This is a genomic window from Streptomyces sp. NPDC111802 (assembly GCF_055634335.1).
In genome coordinates this window covers 62,531-79,267 of the sequence record NZ_JBVKCZ010000001.1, presented here as the reverse complement: position 1 = coordinate 79,267, position 16,737 = coordinate 62,531, and the positions used below count along the sequence as shown (strand labels likewise).

The 16,737-nt window shown below is 67.7% G+C and carries 21 protein-coding genes; 17 read left to right on the top strand and 4 right to left on the bottom strand.

The window, feature by feature from the left end; genetic code table 11:
- Window positions 1-3: 3 nt before the first annotated feature.
- From ACZ7NC_RS00370 to cutA, 6 genes are all read left to right on the top strand, one after another.
- Window positions 4-324, top strand: coding sequence for a DUF6238 family protein (locus ACZ7NC_RS00370; protein WP_471483558.1), 321 nt, complete (start codon window positions 4-6; stop codon window positions 322-324).
- Between the two features lie 8 nt (window positions 325-332).
- Window positions 333-587 carry a hypothetical protein gene (locus tag ACZ7NC_RS00365; RefSeq protein WP_471483556.1) on the top strand — a complete coding sequence of 85 codons (255 nt, stop codon included), beginning with the start codon at window positions 333-335 and terminating at the stop codon, window positions 585-587.
- Between the two features lie 49 nt (window positions 588-636).
- Window positions 637-2,085, top strand: a complete 1,449-nt coding sequence (locus tag ACZ7NC_RS00360) for a type IV secretory system conjugative DNA transfer family protein (RefSeq protein ID WP_471483555.1) — start codon at window positions 637-639, stop codon at window positions 2,083-2,085.
- A gap of 86 nt (window positions 2,086-2,171) precedes the next feature.
- Window positions 2,172-2,591 (top strand): hypothetical protein, encoded by a 420-nt coding sequence (locus ACZ7NC_RS00355; protein WP_471483554.1) that lies wholly within the window; start codon window positions 2,172-2,174, stop codon window positions 2,589-2,591.
- A complete protein-coding gene (locus ACZ7NC_RS00350; protein WP_471483552.1) occupies window positions 2,591-3,022 on the top strand; it encodes a hypothetical protein in 432 nt (143 codons plus the stop codon). The genes ACZ7NC_RS00355 and ACZ7NC_RS00350 overlap by 1 nt, the downstream gene beginning before the upstream one ends.
- Before the next feature lie 56 nt (window positions 3,023-3,078).
- Window positions 3,079-3,405, top strand: coding sequence for a divalent-cation tolerance protein CutA (cutA, locus tag ACZ7NC_RS00345; protein WP_471483551.1), 327 nt, complete (start codon window positions 3,079-3,081; stop codon window positions 3,403-3,405).
- Window positions 3,406-3,471: 66 nt separating this feature from the next.
- Here cutA and ACZ7NC_RS00340 read toward each other — a convergent pair whose 3' ends face one another.
- The 3 genes from ACZ7NC_RS00340 to ACZ7NC_RS00330 form a co-directional block, all read right to left on the bottom strand.
- Window positions 3,472-4,713, bottom strand: coding sequence for a helix-turn-helix transcriptional regulator (locus ACZ7NC_RS00340; RefSeq protein ID WP_471483549.1), 1,242 nt, complete (start codon window positions 4,711-4,713; stop codon window positions 3,472-3,474).
- A 192-nt stretch (window positions 4,714-4,905) separates the two neighbouring features.
- Entirely contained in the window at window positions 4,906-6,069 is a 1,164-nt protein-coding gene (locus ACZ7NC_RS00335; RefSeq protein ID WP_471483548.1) for a helix-turn-helix domain-containing protein, read from the bottom strand.
- Between the two features lie 6 nt (window positions 6,070-6,075).
- Window positions 6,076-6,495 carry an NUDIX hydrolase gene (locus ACZ7NC_RS00330; RefSeq protein WP_471483546.1) on the bottom strand — a complete coding sequence of 140 codons (420 nt, stop codon included), beginning with the start codon at window positions 6,493-6,495 and terminating at the stop codon, window positions 6,076-6,078.
- A gap of 168 nt (window positions 6,496-6,663) precedes the next feature.
- Here ACZ7NC_RS00330 and ACZ7NC_RS00325 point away from each other — a divergent pair, with 168 nt between their 5' ends.
- The 11 genes from ACZ7NC_RS00325 (at window position 6,664) to ACZ7NC_RS00275 (ending at window position 15,507) form a co-directional block, all read left to right on the top strand.
- Window positions 6,664-7,464 carry a TauD/TfdA family dioxygenase gene (locus ACZ7NC_RS00325; protein WP_471483545.1) on the top strand — a complete coding sequence of 267 codons (801 nt, stop codon included), beginning with the start codon at window positions 6,664-6,666 and terminating at the stop codon, window positions 7,462-7,464.
- Between the two features lie 35 nt (window positions 7,465-7,499).
- Window positions 7,500-7,925, top strand: a complete 426-nt coding sequence (locus ACZ7NC_RS00320) for an ATP-binding protein (RefSeq protein WP_471483543.1) — start codon at window positions 7,500-7,502, stop codon at window positions 7,923-7,925.
- A complete protein-coding gene (locus tag ACZ7NC_RS00315; RefSeq protein WP_471483541.1) occupies window positions 7,925-8,323 on the top strand; it encodes a DUF6415 family natural product biosynthesis protein in 399 nt (132 codons plus the stop codon). The genes ACZ7NC_RS00320 and ACZ7NC_RS00315 overlap by 1 nt, the downstream gene beginning before the upstream one ends.
- A gap of 305 nt (window positions 8,324-8,628) precedes the next feature.
- Window positions 8,629-9,024 (top strand): hypothetical protein, encoded by a 396-nt coding sequence (locus ACZ7NC_RS00310; protein ID WP_471483539.1) that lies wholly within the window; start codon window positions 8,629-8,631, stop codon window positions 9,022-9,024.
- Between the two features lie 164 nt (window positions 9,025-9,188).
- The gene (locus ACZ7NC_RS00305; RefSeq protein WP_471483537.1) at window positions 9,189-10,415 is read left to right on the top strand and encodes an adenosylhomocysteinase; all 1,227 of its coding nucleotides are present in this window, start codon (window positions 9,189-9,191) and stop codon (window positions 10,413-10,415) included.
- Complete coding sequence (locus tag ACZ7NC_RS00300; protein ID WP_471483535.1) at window positions 10,412-11,014, top strand: nucleoside/nucleotide kinase family protein; 603 nt, start codon at window positions 10,412-10,414, stop codon at window positions 11,012-11,014. Before ACZ7NC_RS00305 ends, ACZ7NC_RS00300 begins: the two co-directional genes overlap by 4 nt.
- A complete protein-coding gene (locus tag ACZ7NC_RS00295) occupies window positions 11,011-11,919 on the top strand; it encodes a glycosyltransferase (protein WP_471483533.1) in 909 nt (302 codons plus the stop codon). The genes ACZ7NC_RS00300 and ACZ7NC_RS00295 overlap by 4 nt, the downstream gene beginning before the upstream one ends.
- Window positions 11,916-12,821, top strand: coding sequence for an aminoglycoside phosphotransferase family protein (locus ACZ7NC_RS00290; protein WP_471483531.1), 906 nt, complete (start codon window positions 11,916-11,918; stop codon window positions 12,819-12,821). The genes ACZ7NC_RS00295 and ACZ7NC_RS00290 overlap by 4 nt, the downstream gene beginning before the upstream one ends.
- Window positions 12,818-13,552, top strand: a complete 735-nt coding sequence (locus ACZ7NC_RS00285; RefSeq protein ID WP_471483529.1) for a glycosyltransferase — start codon at window positions 12,818-12,820, stop codon at window positions 13,550-13,552. Before ACZ7NC_RS00290 ends, ACZ7NC_RS00285 begins: the two co-directional genes overlap by 4 nt.
- Window positions 13,553-13,564: 12 nt before the next feature.
- On the top strand, window positions 13,565-14,452 hold the full coding sequence (locus tag ACZ7NC_RS00280; protein ID WP_471483527.1) for a PIG-L deacetylase family protein: 888 nt from the start codon (window positions 13,565-13,567) through the stop codon (window positions 14,450-14,452).
- A 71-nt stretch (window positions 14,453-14,523) separates the two neighbouring features.
- Complete coding sequence (locus tag ACZ7NC_RS00275) at window positions 14,524-15,507, top strand: glycosyltransferase (protein ID WP_471483525.1); 984 nt, start codon at window positions 14,524-14,526, stop codon at window positions 15,505-15,507.
- Between the two features lie 14 nt (window positions 15,508-15,521).
- On the opposite strand, the gene ACZ7NC_RS00270 is transcribed toward ACZ7NC_RS00275, so the two are convergent.
- Entirely contained in the window at window positions 15,522-16,553 is a 1,032-nt protein-coding gene (locus ACZ7NC_RS00270; protein WP_471483523.1) for a phosphotransferase, read from the bottom strand.
- Window positions 16,554-16,737 lie beyond the last annotated feature (184 nt).

Genomic DNA, 16,737 nt, shown 5'->3' with positions numbered 1-16,737 from the left:
GTCATGACCATCACCACCGACCACACCACGCTCCCGGCCGACGAGCACGCGGTGCGGCAGGACATCGACCAGCTGCACGCCGAAGTGCTCGACCTCGCCCGGCGTACGAAGGCGCTGGCCACCGTGCTGGACCACGGCGACCACTCCGCCGCCGGGGGCCGCGTCCGCACGGCCGTCACCCACATCTGGCGAGCCGCCGAGGACCTGCACAGCGCTTTCCACACGGCACCGCCGCGCTGTGCCGGGCCCGACGCGTCCCTCTCCCGCCTCTGCGGCCGGCGGATGCGGTACCTCGCGGCCCGCGTCGCACGGAAGGCCGAGTAGTGGACGTCATGCCGAGTGGGATCTCCCTGGCCCTGTACGCGCTGACCGTAGTGTGCGCCGTGGTCCTGGTGACGGTCTGGGTCCTGATGAACCGGGGCCGACGCAATGCCGGATTCGCAAGCAAGGGGCAGCTGAAGCGCCAGATGTCGGCCAAGGCGGTCCTGAGAGCCACGGAGATCCGCCCCTCCCTCACCCGCGGTGACGACCAGCCCGCGCGTGCGTCAGCAGTGAATCTCGCGAAGGACCGCACCGTCGGTGGTTGATCCGCCCTCTCCTCGCCCCACCTCGCCCCACCTCGCTCCGGAGCATGTCATGCACCACCCCCTTGATCCTTACGACTTCGGCTATTCGCTGGGAACCTCGCAACGCCCGAAAGGCGTTGAGCTGTGGTCCCGCGCCGACAAGGCATGCCGGGTCATCGGCCCCATGGGCAGCGGAAAGACTCTGCGCTTCTTCGCTCCGACCATCCGCAACTGGGCCGGTCCGGTCCTGGCCACCTCGACCAAGCCCGACCTGGTCGAACTGACCCTCGACGCACGGCGGCGTGACGGCCGACCCGTCATGGTCTTCGACCCGCAGAACATCGCACCCTCCCTCCCGAAGTTCCGTTGGACGCCGATCAACGGCGCGTCTGAAACGGAGGTCGCGATGATGAGGGCCAAGGCATTCGTCGCGGGTTCACGAACTCCCGGTTCCGCGGCACAGTCCAGCGAGGGCAGCGCCTTCTACAAGGGACAGGCATCCAAGATCCTCGCCGCGTTCTTCCACGCCGCCGCCCTCGATGGCGCCAACCTCGACTGGGTGCTGAAGTGGGCCCGCAAGCTCACGGACCCCGCCCCTCTTGGCATCCTCAACGCCCATCCCGGCGCCGGCCCCGGCTGGGCGGACATGCTCCGCACTGCCACCACCGGGGACAGCCGCACCGTCGGTAACACCGCCTCGACCCTGGACGCGGCCCTCGAACCTTTCATGCACCAGTCGGTGATCCGCGCTCTCCAGGGAGACGAAGAGGACGCTACGGACTTCCACGAGTTCCTTGACGCAGGAGGCACCATCTACCTGCTCGGCAAGGACTCGGAGGTGAACAGCGTCGCACCGCTGACCACGGCGATAGCCGAAGACCTGCTCGACCTCGCAGAGGCTCACGCCATCGCCTCCCCGGCCGGACGACTCGACCCGGCCCTCCTCGCCGCCCTGGACGAGGCCCCGAACATCGCGCCCATCCCGAGCCTGCGCCAACGCGTCGCCGATGGCCGGGGTCGAGGCATCACGGTCATCTACGGACTCCAGGCTTGGGCTTCCGCTCGCGCCCGCTTCGGCGAGGACACGGCGAAGGAGCTGGCGGCGTTCACCAACAACGTCGTTGTCTTCAGCGGGGACAAGGACCCGGCCTTCCTCAAGGACATGTCCGACCTGTGCGGTCAGGTTGAACGGGAGCGGACAACGAAGACCACGACCGGGGGAGACCGCGGCGGCCACTCGACCGCCACGCACATGGCACTGGAGCCGGTCCTGCGCGGGGACGAGATCAGGGCTCTTCCGGAAGGCCACGCTTTGGTCCTCGCGGACAACCTCCCGCCCATCGTCACACGTCTCGACGGCATGTGGACCTGGGAGTCCTGGACCGAGATCGAAGGCCACGTCCGCGACCTGCGAGCGGCCAATGAGGCGGAGCGCTCACGGCAGGCCACGGCGAAGAAGAACCAGGCCAAGGCTCACGCCGCGGCGTGGGCCGGCCGAGAGGGAGCGGCTGCCGCATGACGAATCTCCTTGTGCAATTCGAGCCCTTCCCCGAGCCACCAGCACTGATCTTGGAGTACATCGCGGAGCGGAGCGCGGAGGAGTCCGTGGTCGACGGCCCCGCTCCGTGGGATCTGGGGGCATTGTCCGCCGAGTTGATCGCGCCGATACCCACGTGGCTCGACTCCGTGTGCCGCTGGCTGAACTGGACGTATGCCTGGCAGCCGCAGGACGTCATCCCACCGTGCTGGACGAAACACAAGGGCCTTGGGTACGAGATCGCCGCCCTGGCCTTCGCCAGAACCGATGCGTACGCGGACGCGGGCTCGACCGTGATCTGGCACGAGCAGTACGACCGGTTCCTCACGCGGATGAACAAGGCCCTCGGCAAAGCCGGCGACGAATGCCGGGTCGGACGGCACGAAGACCGTCCGGCGCGCTTTCAGCTCGCAGCCTGGCCCTCACAAGCCCATGGAGGCCACGAAGAAGCCGAGCCTGCTGAACGAGGCGAGGAGATGGCGCATTGATGACGAACCCCGACGTGGTCTTCTCGGTGGACCCCCGACATGGGTTGGTGGCGCGAAGCGGCTGGGAGAAGGAAGAAGCTCGAACGGTGCTCCGCGATCTCGGCTGGGAGTGGGCGGAGGAGCTGCACGCTCTCGTCCCGCCGGACGACGTGCCACAGGTCGATGCCGCGGTTCAGGCGGTGGCAGAACTGCATCTGCACGGCCATCGCACCGGTTACGCGGTGGGACCGTACGGCGCAACGCGGCTCACTCTGAGTCGCGCGGAGCAGATATTCACGAAGCTCGCGACCCGGGATACAGGAGAGGTGGCCCCGGAGGGGGCTCGTCGAGAAGTGCAGGAGACAGCTTCACGGCAACCGTCGGTATATGGCCGCAACGCGACCACAGTACAAACCTTCCCAAGCGAAACACCGGAAGGTCCCGCGATCTGAGAGGCGAGCAATGCGCTGGGTAGGGTCGCGGTACACCGAGATGGAGAGGTAGTTGCATGGCCACCGAGATTGTGATCGCGCAGACGACCATCGACACCGAGGACCAGGCAAGGGCGCTGGCACGGGGTGCAGTTGAGAGCAAGTTGGCAGCGGGCGTTCACATCGACGGGCCGATCACCGCCGTCTACTGGTGGAAGAACGAGGTCGAGACGGCGCAGGAGTGGCGTATCTCGTACATGACGACGACCGACTGTCTCCCGCAGCTGGAGGCGTGGCTGTCCGAGAAGCACCCGTACGACGTCCCGCAGTGGATCACGCTGCCTGTGACCGGCGGGTCGGAGGCGTACCTGTCGTGGGTTGTTGAGGAGACAACGCGCGACTGACGAGCGATGTGTCGCACCACGGCGCTCGTTCCTGAGCTCGCCGGTGTACCGAACGAGGGGATCGATTCAGGACGCGAACCGCCGCAAGTGATGGGCGAGTTCCCGCTCACTGTCCGGGAGCCACGCGGCGATTTTCGCGGCGCGTTCCTTGCCCATCGTGTTGGGCTTGGCTTGTGACGCAGCCGTGAACTGGCGTGATACGTAGACGCCTTGTTCGACGTCACCTCCGCGCAGCAGGGCTGAGGCGAGATCACCGAGGACGACGACGCCACCATCCGGTAGTTCGTCCCCGAGGCGGTCGACCGCGGTGTCGGCCGTGGCGGTGAGTTCGGATCGCCCCAACTGCCCGTACACGGAGAGGGCCAACGAATCCATCCGGTAGGGCGTCACAAAGCGGACCCACGCCTGCTCACTGGTGTGATCCGCGAAGTCGTAGGCGAAGCGCGCTCGGTCAAGCGCACGCAGCGCCCCTGTCTCGTCGCCGACCGCGGCAGCTTCCTCCGCGTGCCTTCCGAGGACCCAGGCTGCGGCCGTGGCGTTGCCGTGGCCGCGCACATCCTGGGAAGCCTGGGACAGGAGTTCCAGCGTCTTCTTCGGTGTCGGGGCCCCGTAGCTGGCGTAGGTGAGGGCCAAGGCCCTCAGGGGAGGATGCCCTGCGTTCTTTGCGCACTCCCTCGTGACGTCGTAGTAGGCACCAGCCTTGTCGTACTCGCCCAGGTCCCAGGCCACCCATCCGGCAAGGGCGGCGGTCTCCCCGGCGGCGATAGTGAGAGCCCGTTCGTGCTCGCCGGCGTGAGGCAGGGCGGCGGTGATCGCGTCAAGGTGCGACTCAACGGTGTTTTGCAGGCGGCGGGCGCTGAGATTGAGTTCCTGGACGTGCAGGTCAGCAGCTCGGTTGACTAGAGCGACCGCAGAAGGTGTGTCGATGCGGGAGCCCTTGCTGAGCGCGAAGGCGAGCCGCCCCCAGGGCTCGGCAGCCGCGCTTACGCCGATGGCGGCGCTGCCCAGCAGCGTGCGGCGCTTCACCTCGTCCTGGTCCTCCTCTTCATGGACGTTCCCCCTCCTCCGTCGGGCGCGGGCGGCCTTGGCCTCCCGCAATAGTTCTTCGAAGGGGACGCCGCAGGCCACCGCGATATGGGCGAGTGTGTGGTTCGTAGGGACATTCTCGAACGACTCGTAGCGGCTGATCTCCCGGCGGGTCATGGTGTCCCGGCCGGAGACAGCGTTGATCGCGTCTGCCTGCTGCTCTTGCGTCCGGCCTGCGTCCTTCCGGAGCCGGAGCAACAGTTCGGCGAACGGATCTGGCATGAGTGTGACCTCTGTCGGGAGCGGAATCCAATCATGGCCCCAATTCCCCCCTAGGTTTCCCCCCTTGACAGATTTTTCCCCCTCTGGATTCCCCTGGTAGACGGCTTGGCAGCGCGGTGCGATGGGCCCATGACCACGTTCCTAAAGACGGGCGATCGAGGCCAGCCGGTGCTGCTCTGGGACGAGATCAAGTTAGGCGGCCATCTCTCGCCGAATCCGGTCCAGGGCATGGTCTGCGACTTCCCTGATCTCCGGCAACCGGTCGCGCGCTGCGCGCAGGATGCGCTGCAACTGATGGGGAAGGCGCTGGCGGACAGCTTCGTCGACGGCGGTGTGCAGGGACTGCGTGGCGCCGCCGCAGTCGTCGGCGGCCAGCCGCACCTGGGCCACGGTGATGAGCTCGATCACACGCCACTGCGGCGCGACGGTGGTCGTCGGTACAGGACTGCCCTGCTCGACCAGTTGTATGGCGATGTCGGTTCTGCCAGTGGCCATCAGCCCTCGAAGTCGGATCTCGTGCAGGGCGTAGGGGTTGAACAACGACGTGTGTTCGGTCTCGTCGAGGAGCCGGTTCGTCTCCCGCATCGCCTCGTCGAACAGAGGCTGGTTCCGGAGGGTGCCGGCCGCACGAGCGAGCAGCGGAATTACGGCTGCTTTCGCCCCGTGGTCCGGTGCGATGGCAGCCGCGTGCTGCAGACGGTCGACGGCGGCTCCGTGGAGGCGGGCCTTGCGCAGTTCGTTGCCGTGCATGCGCAACACGTAGGAGGTGAAGGCCGGGTCGCCGAAGTAGCGGGCGATGTCGATGCTCTTCGCGGTCCAGCGGGCGGCGGTGCTCAGTCGTTCCTCCGGCAGGACGTTGCCCAGGGCGACGCCGAGGCCGACACGGGCGCGGGCCAGGAGGTGGAGGACGTCCCGTTCCGTGTGCCCGTCCTCCATGCGTGCTTCGAGCCGGGCGACCAGGGGCCACAGCTCGGCGACGGCTTCGGAGGCGTGCCCGGACTGTCGGGCGATCTCGGCGAGGCGGACGGTGGACTCGCCGAACTGGAGCATGGCGCGGTGGTCGGTGTCGGCAGGATCGGTGACGCCGACGATGTGCGGAGGCAGACGCAGGGTCTCCGCGATGTGGCGTCTGGAGCCGATGTCGTCAAGGCTCCGTTTGCCGAGTTCGAGGAGCGAGATGTACGTCTTGTCGTAGCCGAGGAGCTGCCCGAGTTCGGACTGGTTCATGCCGTGTACGGCGCGGTGGAAGCGCAGGATGGCCCCGAGATCGCGGGTGGCGAGGATGGCCTCGGCCTGCGGGGTTGCCCAGTGCCACAGGGCGTGTTGCGAGCGCCGTGCCACCATCGCGCTGTCCATGGTCGGTCACATCCGTGCGTACCAGGCGGCGATCGACTGCTTGTATCCGTCCGGCATGGTCAGGCCGGGCACTTCGTCGGCGGTGAACATGCCGAGCTGTTTGTGCTCGTGACTCACCACGGGGGTCTTGTCCGGGGTGAGGACGGCGCAGCCGTAGGTGACGATCACGACTCGCCGGTCCGGCATGGTCACGGGCAGGGGCTGGTAGATCCACACGTCCAGGAGAGGACCGGCCTTGACCGCCCAGCCGGTCTCCTCCTCGATCTCCCTCTCTACTGCCAACTCAGGTGTGCCATCGGAGGGTTCGAGTCGGCCTCCGGGCAGCTCCCACTCCTCGCGTTCGTTCTTCAGCAGCAGTACACGTCGGTGGCTGTCCACGGCTACGCCCTTGACGGAGACGGGCCAGGTGGGGGGCGTGTACGCCATCGCTCTCCTCTGATTGCACGTACGGCCGGGGGTGTTCGGAACGTAGCACGCGGCCCGTGGCGCGAGTTGGGCGTGGGCGAATTGCCCGAGTCGACAATCTGTCGCTTTACCCCCGGTCCAGCGGCGCCGAACAGTGGGACCAATCCATCGCAGCCGAGGAGATCCGTGATGCGCCGAGTTCATCAGCCGTACGCCGACGTCTTCCTGCGTAACCGTGTCGACCTGGCTGTGCCGGGAGTCGAGGAGAAGATCGCAGAGCGGCTGCGGGACACGGGCCTGGTCACTGTCGACGGTCTCGCTTCGCGCACTGCCGTGCTCGGCTTCGCGACCCGGATCATGAATCTGGTGCCGCACCGCGACAGCGACTCGGACGGCCTCACCACCATTCGCGACACCCGCCGTCACGCGCATCGGGCGGGCTTTGCCGGATTTGGCAACGGCCCGCTTGCCCCGCACACCGAACGCTCCGGCACCCCCAATCCGCCCCGTCTGATGCTTCTCGTGTGCGGGCAAGCTGCCGAAACGGGTGGGGAATGCCTGCTCACCGACGGGCAGGCCGTGCACGCCGACCTCTTCAGTGGTGAGAGGGAGGCCGGGGTTGCGCTGGCTCAACCGCGCACCGCGTTCTTCGGCGCCGGAGACGGTCATTCCACGCAGGTGTTCACCGTCCACGACGATCTGAGGGTGTCCGTGCGCCTGCGGTTTGACGGGCTGGCGCGCTGGAACCCGATCGTTCAGCCCTACCTCCCGCGACTGCGGGCGGCAGCCGGACGTCACCAGGTGCGTCTCGACCTGGCTCCCGGTCAGGGATACCTGCTGGACAACGAACGCTGGCTTCATGCGCGTCGTGCCTTCACTGGCGATCGGCTCTTCTGGCGCGCCCTTGGACAGCCCCTGTTTCCCATGCTGCGAGGGTTCGCGCCCGCCCCCATCTCCGCCCGTACACGCATGCTCTCGGAGGCGGGATGATGACGGACCGAGCCCAGACGCTCGCCGCAGGAGCGATGACGTCCCCCACGTCTGTCGCGGCAGCCTGGGACCAGGCGGGCGAGGGCGGCTTCGAGGTCGACTTCCTCCCGGCTGAGCACCGCATTGGGCAGATGAGACGGATCACCAAGGCCCAGCTGCACTACTGGGATCTGACCACGCTGACCGACGACGCCACGCTCGCCGTCTCCGAGTTGGTCACCAACGCCATCAAGCACGGCAAGGGACAACCGGTCGGGCTGCGGGTGCGGCGCTCCGCCTATGAACTGCGCATCGAAGTGACCGACGGCACCCCGACTCCGGCCCGGCTGCGTTCCGCCGGCGTGGCCGACGAGAACGGCCGCGGCCTCTTCCTCGTCGCCGCCCTCGCGAAGGAGTGGGGCGTGAGCGCCGACGGCACCATGACGTGGTGCTCCCTCGCGATCCCCGATGGGAGCTCGTGATGGTCGCAGTGTCGGCTGATGTCGCCGTGCGGTTGCTACGCCCGCGAACCTCCAACGACCACGAGACCCTGGGTGTGGTCCTTTTCGGTCTTCGCCGCTTGCTCGCCAGCGAGGCGATCGACGAGCAGCTGTACGAGGACCTGGAGGCCGTACTTGGCGAGTACGCCCACCCTGTCCCGCATCTGGTCGCTGCCATCGCCGCGCGCTTCCGGGAGGCGACCACCACGTTCGTGGAGATCGTTCCGTACCTCGTGCGGCCGTACCCGGTCGATGAGATGCGGCGCCTGATCTACCTGAGCGCCGAGCACCCCCACCCCGATGACGCACCGGGCCACCTCCGACGGTTCGCCCTGGCCATCCTCGCGATTCTCGACCTGATGGGAGACACCGCCTCATGACGCGCGCTACGTCGAGGGAGGCAAGCTCCCTGACCGGCATGCCCATCCCCAGTCGCCTCGTGCCGTACATCACAGCCCGCCAAGGAGAAGAGGCCGACTCGCTGTCGAACCTGAGCCTGCGGCCCGGTGGCAAGGGTCTGCTCTACCTGAACGAAGGACCGGGCGATCGAGACGACAGAGGCGTGCTCTGGGCACGGTGCTCCCAGACCCGCTGCGGCAACGACATCGTCGGGAGACCACGGTGGCGGGACGTGCACCCTTCGCGGCAGCGGGAGTGCATGGAAGATCTGCGGTGCCAAGTGTGCATGCAGCAGCCCAGCCGCACCGAGCTGGGATACCTGTTCCTAGCCGCGCAGCACGACGATAGGTCCACGGACGGCTGGGAGGGACACCTTACGGCTCAGCCGCCTCTGTGTCTGGAGCACGCGAAGGCTGCAGTCGGGCAGTGCGGACACCTCGTGCGGGCCGGAGCCGTCGCGCTCCGGGCCAGGGTGCCTCGGCTGCACGGAGTGATCGGGACGCTCTACCGCACCGGTCCCGACGGACGCCCCGAGCCCGTGGAGTTCGACAACGAGTCGGCACGAACCCCGCTGCCGTACAGGCAGCGACGGTTGACCCCATGGTTCCTGGCCTCGCAGCTCGTGCGCGAGCTGCGAGGCGTCACCGTCGTCGACCTAAACGACCTCGTTTCGTGCGCGTGATCAGACGGCCCGCCCCGCCGTCGGCGATGGGTCGGGTGCACCACCCGGCAACCGGGCCCGCACAGGGGCCGGTGCCGGACGAAACGTGTGGGGAGGGGTGCCTTCCTACCGGCCCCTCCCCACACCCCGCCTGAACGTCCAAACCACAAGCAGGAGGAAGTTCCTTGTCCACCTCCGTCGCCGAGTCCTCGTCGCCTCCCCCCGCGGTCAAATCCGTGCTCCGACCGCCCTCGGTCGCGGCTGACGCGTTCTTCGCGGAATTCGCCTCCACGCTGCCCCGCAGTGAGGCCGCCAGCCTCGTCGTCACGCACCTGTTGCCCGGCCAGATGAACTTCCTCCCCGCGCTCGGACAGGTCGCCGAGGTCCGTGCCGTGCTGCCCAAGCCGAAGTCAGCCGACCGGCGCACGCAAGACCTCATGTCCGAGACCTACCGCCTCGATCCGGTGGACCGTGGCCGCTTCGCGGACCCTGAGTGGCTTGCGCCCTACCTCCAGGACCGGGCCGACGGCCGGCCGATGGTTCTCGCGGACATCGGTGGCTACTTCGCCCCCGCTCTCGCCGAGGTCTGCCAGACACTTCCGGGCCTTATCCGGGGCGTCGTCGAAGACACGGAAAATGGACTGCGCCGCTACCTCGCGCTACCGGAACTGCCCTGCCCCGTCTACAGCGTGGCCCGCAGCCCGCTGAAGGAACCCGAGGACCGACTCGTCGGCGAAGCAATCGTCTTCTCGGTGGAGACCCTGCTGCGCCGCCTGGGCGAGGTGATGCCCGGCCGCAACGCCACGGTGCTCGGCTTCGGCAAGATCGGCGCAGGGATCGCCGCCGCACTGCACGCCCGGCACGTCCGCGTCACGGTGTACGACCGCGACCCCATCCGCCAGGCCCAAGCCGTCGCGACGGGCTACGGCCGCGCCGCCCTCCATGACTCCTTGGCTCGCACCGAACTGGTGTTCAGCGCAACGGGAAACCGGGCGATCGGCATGGAGGAGCTGGCCTGGCTGCGCGATGGCGCGTACCTGGCCGGAGCCACATCGGCTGACGACGAGTTCGACCTGGCCGGCCTCGCGAGCCCCCGAAGCGGGTTCGCGCGGGAAGACGTAGTCCCCGGCATCGCCCGGTACACGCGCGACGGCCGCTCGTTCAGCCTGCTCGGCAGCGGTAACGCCGTGAACTTCCTCCACACGTCGGCGATCGGCCCCGCCATCCACGTGATCAAGGCTGAGATCATCGCGGCCACGGCCCTGCTGGTCACCCTTCCGCACGAGCCCGGCATGTACGAGGTACCGCAACAGACGCGCACCGAGATTGCCGCAGCCTGGCTCGATGCCTTCCAACCCACTGCGGCTCCCGCCCCCTCAAGGGCAGCGGCCGCGGAAGGAGCCGTTCTGTGATCGTCGCCATCGAGGGAGTGAGCAACAGCGGCAAGACCACCCTCGCCACGAGCCTCGGGCAGCGCCTGGCGACTGAGACGGTCGGCTGCTATCAGCACGTGGCCAAAGACCCTGCGCTGCTGGGCAGGCCGCTCGCCCGCAGCGAAGACGAACTCCTCCAAGCCCTGCACGTGCACCTTGCGGTTGAGGAGGAGCGGCTGCGCCTCGCCGCCGAAGCGGTGCATCGCACCGGCATGGTGATCATGGATCGCAGTGTCGACACCACACTCGCGCACCTACGCGCCGTCGGCCGTCTCCAGGGCCTTGATGCGGAAGCTCCAGCCCGGTCCCTGGTCGAGGCTCGTTGTTCGGCCGGAGCCGTGGTGGTTCCCGACCTGACCCTGCTGCTCATCGCGTCGCCTGAGCAACTCACCCGCCGGGCTCAGTCACGTCCTGAAGTGCCGTCGCTCTACTACGCCGAGGACTTCGCCACGCACTTCTACGGCCACTTCGCCGAGCCGGTCGCCAAGCGCGTCGTGCAGGTCGACGCCGACCTGAGCCCCGACGACGTAATGCTCCGCGCCCTCGAAGAGATCAATCAGCACGGGATGGGTGGGTGACGGTGCTCGCGTACGGCTTCTGCATCGACGAGCAATATCTCCTGCCTGCTCTGGTCACCGTCAGCTCACTCGCCGAGACCCTCCAGCCGGCCGAACGTCGGCAGGCCGCCGTCCGGGTCCTGACGCTGGACCTGACGCGGCAGCATGCAGCCACGCTCGCGGATGTCGTCCGCAAGGCCGGATTCGGGTCCTTCCGACTGCAGTGGGCTCGGCCGCCGCGTAGTGCTGTCATGACCGACACCGACTACATCAGCGTCACGTCCTACCTGCGGTTCGCCTTCACGGCTGCCTTCGTGGAGCGGCCGTACCTGATCTACGTCGACGCTGACACCCTCGTCCTCGACGATCCGGCCCCGCCCCTCAATCACCTCCGCGAGGGTCAGCTCGGGTTGGCCCTCGACGAGTTCAACCCACGGATCGGTTACCGAGGGCAGGCATTGCCGGGCCTGGTCGCTGACCGGCCGGAGTTGCGCGGGCTGCCGTACTACAACGCCGGCATGTGGTGGACCACGACGAGCGCCTTGCCCGTCATCCGCCGTGGGGTGCGCTCCGCGCTGCGGACGGGCGCGCAGTACATCTTTCACAACGACCAGGACGCCTTGAACCTCTGGGCGATGACGGCCGACGCAAGTGCTGTCGTGCCGGTCGACGCCCGCTACAACCGGTTCGAACTCGCGCGTTTCCTGGAACGCAGCGACTGGCCACGCCGCTACACCAGTCGTCCGCCGTATGCGACGGACACGGCCGTCCTGCACTTCGTGGGAGGCGCCAAGCCCTGGCTCGCCGACTGCCCACCCACCAGCGACGTACGGCTCTACAGATCGGTGCTGGCCCGCACCCTGCGCACCGTCGACCAGCTAGGCGACCAGAGCATCGACGCCCCCCGATTCCAGGGGGCCGCATGAGTACGGTGCTTCCACCGCCGACTGTGTATGACGCGTGCCGCACGCTTCTCGACACACAGCCGGACCGCGTACAGAGGCTCACGAACAACGCGAGGTCCGCCGTCTACCGCGTCGCCACAGATGCGCCACCGTCTCGCAGCTGGATCATCAAGCTGTACCGGAGCCGTGCACACCAGAGGGCGAAGCGAGAACACGAGGCCCTTCAGCACCTCACCGCTATGCCCACCCCGTTCTATGTCCCCGCCGTTGCCGGGTGGGGCGCAGTCCCCGACACGGATGCCATCGCGCTCATCACCGAGGACCTGGGCGATCACCTGCTGCACGACGCTGTACAGCAGGGCCAGGTTTCGCGGGCCAAGGCCCTGGCCAGTGCGGGGGAACTGCTGGCGGCCTTCCACCAGCTCCCCCTGTACCGATCGGCGGTGGCCGCGCCGCCCCTCGGGCAGCGCCTGACGACGCTCGCCGCGCGGCTCCCCGCACCGATGCGACTTTCGGTAGCCGGTGCCTTCGTCGACGCGAGCAGTCTCGTCGTGGAACGGCCGGCGGTGCTCTGCCACGGCGACCTGCACCTGTGCAACGTGGTCGCCCACTGGATCTACGGCGTGCAGGGACTGGCCGTCATCGACTTCGAGGAGATCGGGCCCGCCGTCCCCGAATGGGATGTCGCACAGACAGCCGTCACCACCGACGCCTGGACCGACGCTGACCGGCAACCGCTGCTGTCGGGATACGGGCGCCCCGTCGACACCGCCCTGCTGTCCCGCCTGATCACCGTGCAGTGCGTCCGCGGCTGGTACTACGCGAGCCGCGGCGAGGGCCGTGACCAGACGCTGTGGCGACGGCGCCTTGCGCGATCCCTCAGCTCCGCAAACACCCCAGCTCCGTCGGAGGGCCACACATGATCGAGCCGGTGATCTCGGTAGTCATCCCCGCCTACAACGAGGAGAAGTACCTCCCCAGGTACCTCCCCACCGTTCTTACCTCTGTGGCCCGTTGGGAACAGGTCAGCGGCCGGACCGCCGAAGTTCTCGTTGTCGACAACGCCAGCGACGACGCCACCGCCGCCACCGCGGCGCAACTGGGCGCCGGCGTCATCACCGAACCAGTGCGCGGCATCGGACACGCCCGCAACAGCGGAGCTGCCCAGGCGAAGGGCAAATACCTGATCTTCATCGACGCCGACGTCGACTTCCCCGCGGACGGCATCACTGCCGTGGTCACGGCGATGGACGCACGCGACACCGTCGGCGGCGCGATCCCCGCCCTCTACGAACCGACGAAGCCGGCGACCCGGATGCTCTTCGGGCTGTGGCGCGGCATCCGGGCGATACGCGGCGGCGCCCAGGGCGTCACCCAGTTCTGCACCAGCGCCGCTTTCGACACCGTCGGCGGCTACCGCTCCGACCGCTACATGAGCGAAGACGTGGAGTTCTTCGCCCGCCTGACCCGGCTGGGCAGGCGGCTGCGGGCACCCGTCGTCTCGCTCGACCACCTGCGCGTCAAGCCCTCCCCACGCCGCTTCGAGACCTGGTCGAGCTGGCGAATGATCTGGTACACGAACCCGGTCACCGCACAGCTCTTCCTCCGCTCCCGCCGCTTCTGGCGGGGCTGGTACGACAACACCGTCCGTTGAGGTGACAGCCCTGTGCCCCTGATCGATCTTCCCGAACCGGATGCCGACGGCATCTACGCATTCCCTCAGGCCCTGCTCCAAGCCCACCACAGTCACCAGCAATTACTCAAAGCCCGTGCCTGCGACGGTGACACCTCCGTCATCGACGTGACAGCGCCGTTCACTGGCGACAGCTTCCTGATCCAACGACCTGCACAGGTGACCCGGCCACTGGTGGTGATCGAACCGCACCACGACGACCTGGCCCTTTCGGCAAGCGGCATGCTGCTCTACCAGGCCCGGCCGATGACCGTCATCACGGTCTTCACCCGGTCCAACACCGTGCACCGCGCAGCACGCCAGCAGTACCCGGACGAGGCCGCCGTCTCGACGCTGCGGGCCATCGAGGCAGCCGAAACGCTCCGTGTCTTCTCCGCCCGGCACCTGCTCCTCGGCCATGCCGACGCTCGGCCGCCGTACACCCCCTACGACCCGGCCATGCTCGACAAGATCGTGCAAGACCTGGAGCATGCTCTGGCCGACCTGGGGGATGCCGAACTCCTCGCTCCGGCCGCGGTCACCCGCCATCCCGATCACCTGCTGGTACACGAGGCGGCCAAGCGGCTGGGATGCCGCTGGTTCTGGGAGGATGTCGCGTTCTGGTCGACCTACGGCCTGTCCGTGGATGATCAGCAACTCTTCAGAGAGCGGGTCGGAGACGCCCTGTCCGAGGAGACCTACGACATCACTCCGGTTGTGCTCGACAAGTTCACACTGCTGCGCCTTCACGCCTCCCAACTCCAGCCCGACGCAGCCCTGTACCGCCCCCTGCGCTACGCCTGGACGGTCGCCGCAGACCTGCGCCGGCGCAGTGGCCGTCCCCGGTTCGCTGAGCGGTTCTTCCGTCTGGAGGCTTCGTGACAAACCGGCAGCGCACCGTGGTATTTGTCTGGAGGCGGATCCCCCCGCCGTTCCTCATCGGCGGCGCAGAGGTGTCCCAGCAGCTCCTGGCCGAGGAATTCGCCGCCGCTGGATGGTCCACCTTCTATCTGGCCAGCCACGAGCCGCCGTGGAGCGACGACTCGACCATGCCGTCCATGCTCCGGCACCTGGACGACGTCGGGGTCCCCTACCTCTGCTCGGACGCGAAGGACGAGATCACGTACACGTGGAACGGCGTCCACGTGCGTGCACTGCCCCGCGACCGGATCGCCTCGGAGCTGGAACGCAGCCTTGAGACCCTGTCTCCGCAGCTCGTCATCACCTCGCAAGAAGGCTCCGCCGAGTTCGCGCGCATGGCCCGAGGGCGAACCACGGTCGCCGGGTGGTTGCACTCAGTGTCGAAGACTGGCCTGCACGTCTTGGACGGCGGACCGCATCACGCACTGGCAACGTCGCGGTTCGTGCTCGGGCGCACCCCAGGGGCACAGAACAACGTCGTCTTCTACCCGCCCTTCAAGGCCGCCGAAGGACACGGTCTCCACCGCGACCGCGACGTGCTCATGGTCAATCCCGTTCCCGCCAAGGGCTCTGCACTCCTGCACCAGGTCATCGCCCAGATGCCAGAGCGGCACTTCACATTGGTCGAAGGATGGTGGGACACATCCGCCGAGTTCACCCACTACTCCAACGTGACGTACGTGCCGCGTACGTACGACATGGACAGTCTCTACGCCCGGCACCGGCTACAGATCGTGCCCTCTGTCGTCGAGGACGCCTTCCCCCGCGTCATCGTCGAGGCCGGGCTCGCCGGACTTCCTACCCTGGGAGTCCGACGGGGCGGAATTCCAGAAGCCGTGGAGCACCCCGGGCTGCTGATGGACGGCGACGCTCCTGCGGAAGCCTGGGCCGCGCGCATCCGCGCCCTCACGCACTGCGAACTCGATTCCCTGCGCCAGCACGCCCGCCATCGGGCCGAACGGCTGCTGCGTCCCTGCCTGCCGGAACTCGCAGCCGCTGGCGTGATCCCCTCGTGAACGACGCGTGGTGCTCAGCGGCCGAGAAATGCTGCGTCTACGGTGTCGCGCTCCTCGGTCCACCACTGAATCAGCCGCTCCCCCGACTCCCACAGCGCGTCGGCGCCGAAGTCGTTCTTGTCGTAGTGGAACTGGAGCTGCCAGTAGTCCGTCAGCCGCTTCCACCAAAGCCGCTCGACCGCATCCGTCAGGTCCTCGTCGGCCAGGTCGACCTGCGACCGATACCCGGTGACGAACGCGGCCACCAGACCGAGATCGAGTTTCCCGTCCGCGGTTCCGAACTGGACCTGCGCCGTGCGTACGACCTCTTCTGCATAAGGGCGAATGCCCAATCGGTCCCAGTCAATGACGGCGGCAACCGTGTCCTGGCGCCACAGCACGTTCAGGGGCTGGAAGTCACCGTGCGTCCAGCCCCACGGCCCGCGCGGTGCTTCGTCCGCCGGACGTTGATCGGCGCACTCGACGATCAGCTTCTTACGCTGATGCAGCGCCCTCGCTGTCGCCTGGTCGAAGGGGCCGGGCGTATGCAGTTGCGCGATCACACCGAGGAACCGTTCGGCCTCGTCAAGTGCTGCCTCAGGTGCCGTGACCTTGGCACGAGGGCGGTCGCCGATCGGTCCCAACGGCACCGCGGGGTCGGCGAGGCCACGGTGAATGCGCCCGAGCAAGGCCCCAACCGTGTGCGCCTCGTTCTCATGAAGCTCCGCGCCCGCCCGGTGCGTGCCCTCCACCCAGGGCAGCAGGCAGTAGCTTCGGCCTCCGACCGTAACGACGGGCTCGCCCGCTGGGCTCAGGTACGGGGCGCACACAGGCAGCCCGACAGACTCCAGCGCGGTGAGCACCGTGAGACTGCGGCGAAGCATGTCGACTGGGGTGTTGACCACTTCCTTGAGGGCGAACGGGCCCTTGTCAGTGGTGATCTTCCAGTTTCGGTTCAGCAAGCCCTCGGTGAGGTACCGCGCCGAGTGCACCTTGGCGAGACCATAGGCATCCGCCACCGCAGGCAGATCGTCTGTCAGGGGCTGCTCGTTTCCGTCACCAGTCACGTCACGAGGCTATCGGCTCACCAGCACCAGCACGGGTGCATCAAGCAGGGACGGCTCGGAACTGCACGCAGTTCCACCCAGCCAAGCCGAACCTCATCCGTCACACAGGTATCAACCTCGGCGTTTCGGCCAGTGCCAAACGCCCCACTGCCCTTGCTGGCTGGGCTCGCGGGACCGACAGCCC

Excerpts from the sequence above, each read along its gene's own strand:
- ACZ7NC_RS00335 (WP_471483548.1), bottom strand. The coding sequence starts at position 6,069 with ATGGACAGCGCGATGGTGGCACGGCGCTCGCAACACGCCCTGTGGCAC.
- ACZ7NC_RS00290 (WP_471483531.1), top strand. The coding sequence starts at position 11,916 with ATGAGTACGGTGCTTCCACCGCCGACTGTGTATGACGCGTGCCGCACG.
- ACZ7NC_RS00360 (WP_471483555.1), top strand. The coding sequence starts at position 637 with ATGCACCACCCCCTTGATCCTTACGACTTCGGCTATTCGCTGGGAACC.
- ACZ7NC_RS00315 (WP_471483541.1), top strand. The coding sequence starts at position 7,925 with ATGGTCGCAGTGTCGGCTGATGTCGCCGTGCGGTTGCTACGCCCGCGA.
- ACZ7NC_RS00285 (WP_471483529.1), top strand. The coding sequence starts at position 12,818 with ATGATCGAGCCGGTGATCTCGGTAGTCATCCCCGCCTACAACGAGGAG.
- ACZ7NC_RS00350 (WP_471483552.1), top strand. The coding sequence starts at position 2,591 with ATGACGAACCCCGACGTGGTCTTCTCGGTGGACCCCCGACATGGGTTG.
- ACZ7NC_RS00310 (WP_471483539.1), top strand. The coding sequence starts at position 8,629 with ATGCAGCAGCCCAGCCGCACCGAGCTGGGATACCTGTTCCTAGCCGCG.
- cutA (WP_471483551.1), top strand. The coding sequence starts at position 3,079 with ATGGCCACCGAGATTGTGATCGCGCAGACGACCATCGACACCGAGGAC.
- ACZ7NC_RS00340 (WP_471483549.1), bottom strand. The coding sequence starts at position 4,713 with ATGCCAGATCCGTTCGCCGAACTGTTGCTCCGGCTCCGGAAGGACGCA.
- ACZ7NC_RS00370 (WP_471483558.1), top strand. The coding sequence starts at position 4 with ATGACCATCACCACCGACCACACCACGCTCCCGGCCGACGAGCACGCG.
- ACZ7NC_RS00365 (WP_471483556.1), top strand. The coding sequence starts at position 333 with ATGCCGAGTGGGATCTCCCTGGCCCTGTACGCGCTGACCGTAGTGTGC.
- ACZ7NC_RS00320 (WP_471483543.1), top strand. The coding sequence starts at position 7,500 with ATGACGTCCCCCACGTCTGTCGCGGCAGCCTGGGACCAGGCGGGCGAG.
- ACZ7NC_RS00325 (WP_471483545.1), top strand. The coding sequence starts at position 6,664 with ATGCGCCGAGTTCATCAGCCGTACGCCGACGTCTTCCTGCGTAACCGT.
- ACZ7NC_RS00330 (WP_471483546.1), bottom strand. The coding sequence starts at position 6,495 with ATGGCGTACACGCCCCCCACCTGGCCCGTCTCCGTCAAGGGCGTAGCC.